We start from the raw sequence: 2,474 nt of genomic DNA, 5'->3' as shown, positions 1-2,474 counted from the left end.
TCTTCGTTGGCCTTAGGCTTCCTCCTTTTGGAGGGGCCGATGCCGACGGAGAGGATCGCCATGCGCCACGTGCGCGAGATGTTGAGATTGAGCCGGGACGCCGGCCTGGCGACCCGCGAGGTGGCCAGACGGACCGGGGTGGCGCCCTCGACGCTGCGGGAGATGTTCCGGCGCTTCGAGCGGTGTGGACTGGCATGGCCGCTCCCCCTGGATATGGCCGACGCCGATCTGGAGGCGCTGCTCTACGGGGAGGCAGGAACCAAGCAGGGCCACCGCCGGCGGGCGGAGCCCGACTGGGCGATGCTGAACCGCGAGCTGAAGCGCAAGCACGTCACCCTGCAGATCTTGTGGGATGAATATATCGAGGCCAACCCGGACGGCTATCGCTACAGTCGGTTCTGCGACCTCTACCGCGGCTGGGAAGCGCGCCTTCCGGTCACCATGCGCCAGACCCACCTGGGCGGTGACCAACTGTTCGTCGACTACGCCGGTGACACCGTGCCGGTGATCGTTGATGCACGGGCCGGCACGACGCGAGAGGCGCATATCTTCGTGGCGGTGATGGGCGGCTCCAGCCTGTCCTTCGCCCACGCCAGCTGGACCGAGAAGCTGCCCGACTGGATCGACGCCCACGTCCAGAGCTTCGCCTACTTCGGCGGCGCGGCCCGGCTACTGGTTCCGGACAACCCCAAGGTCGCGGTGATCAAGGCCTGCTTCTATGACCCGCAGGTCAACCGGACCTACGGCGAGATGGCGGCGCATTACGACACTGCCGTTCTGCCGGCGCGGCCCCGGCGGCCAAGGGACAAGGCCAAGGTAGAGGCCGCCGTGCGCATCGTCGAGCGATGGCTGCTGGGGCGGCTGCGCCATCGGCGCTTCTCCAGCCTGGCCGAGGTCAACGCCGCCATCGCCGAGTTGCTGATCCGCCTCAATGACCAGCGCCTCCTGCGCCATGTCGGCCGCACCCGTCGTCAGCTGTTCGAGGAGATCGACGCACCACATCTCAAGGCCTTGCCAGCCGAGCCCTATGGCCTGGCCGAGTGGCGGGTGCGCAAGGTCGGCCTCGACTATCACGTCGATATCGAGGGTCACTTCTACTCCGTGCCCTACCGCCATGCCCGCGCCAGCGTCGAGGTGCGGCTGACGCCGCGGACCGTCGAGGTGTTCCTGCAAGGCGAACGGATCGCCGCCCACATGCGCGGCTCGGGCGACGGCAAGCACACCACCATCACCGAGCACATGCCCTCCAGCCATCGCCGCTACAGCGACTGGACGATCGAGCGGATCATCCGCGAGGCCGAACGGATCGGCCCCTCGACGGTGATGCTCTGCCAGCTGATCCTGGAGCATCGCCCCCATCCCGAACAGGGCTTCCGCACCTGTCTCGGCATCGTGCGCCTGGCCAAGCCCTTCGGCCCACACCGTCTGGAGGCCGCCTGCCTTCGAGCCCTTCAGGTCGGCGCGCGCAACTACGGCTCGGTCAAGTCGATCCTCGACAACCGGCTCGACGGCCAACCTGTCCGCCGCGTCGGCGGCGGCGAAGACGCGGGTCTGGCCATCCAGCACCCCAACATCCGCGGTTCTGGCTACTACCACTGAGGAGAATGCCCATGCTTATCCATCCCACGCTCGACCAGTTGCACAGTCTTGGCCTGCACGGCATGGCCAAGGCCTTCAACGACCTTGCCGCCAACGACGAGGCCGCTGGCCTGCGACACGCTGACTGGCTGGCCCTGCTGCTGGAGCGAGAGGCCGTCCACCGACAGGACAAACGTCTGGGCGCGCGCCTGCGCCACGCCAGGCTGCGCCATCACGCGGTCCCCGAGGACATCGATTACCGCGCCCACCGCGGGCTCGATCGCGGCCTCCTGGCCACCCTCGTCAAGGGCGACTGGATCGACGCCCACGACAACCTGGTGATCACCGGGCCAACCGGCGTCGGCAAAAGCTGGCTGGCCTGCGCGCTTGGCCACAAGGCCTGCCGCGACAATCGTTCGGTGCTCTATGTCCGCGTGCCCAAGCTATTCGACGATCTGGCGCTCGCCCACGGCGACGGCACCGCCGGACGCCGCCTCAAGGGCCTTGGCGCCGCCGACCTGCTGATCCTCGACGACTGGGGCCTGGAGCCGCTCGGCGCCCAGGCCCGCCACGATCTGCTGGAGATCCTTGAAGACCGGTATGGCAGGCGCTCCACCATCGTCACCAGCCAACTGCCCGTCGCCGACTGGCATGGTGTCATCGGCGAGGCCACCTACGCCGACGCCATCCTCGACCGCCTGATCCACAACGCTCACCGCCTCGACCTCAGCGGCGACTCCCTGCGCCGCTCCGCCCCGCAATCCAAGGCTTGACCGCAACCCCAGACAAACCCCTATATCAACCCACCAGCGAAGACCCCTCAGATGGGCGGCATCATCTCGGAATGGTGGGCGCGATCATCTCGGAATAAGTGGGCGGCATCGTCGGAATCCGCA

General features: G+C 67.6%; 2 protein-coding genes. Both read left to right on the top strand.

The genetic code is table 11. The features are described 5' to 3' along the window. The first annotated feature begins 60 nt into the window (after positions 1-60). Positions 61-1,599 carry an IS21 family transposase gene (gene istA, locus ACESMY_RS23610; RefSeq protein WP_372787087.1) on the top strand — a complete coding sequence of 513 codons (1,539 nt, stop codon included), beginning with the start codon at positions 61-63 and terminating at the stop codon, positions 1,597-1,599. Between the two features lie 11 nt (positions 1,600-1,610). Beyond that, positions 1,611-2,351: an IS21-like element helper ATPase IstB gene (gene istB / locus ACESMY_RS23605; protein ID WP_372787086.1), complete on the top strand. Its 741-nt coding sequence runs from the start codon at positions 1,611-1,613 to the stop codon at positions 2,349-2,351. Positions 2,352-2,474 lie beyond the last annotated feature (123 nt).

It is taken from the genome of Phenylobacterium sp. (assembly GCF_041691455.1).
Classification (GTDB): Bacteria; Pseudomonadota; Alphaproteobacteria; order Caulobacterales; family Caulobacteraceae; genus Phenylobacterium.
The sequence above is the reverse complement of the archived record's forward strand: the minus strand, read 5'-3'. Positions and strand labels throughout refer to the sequence as shown.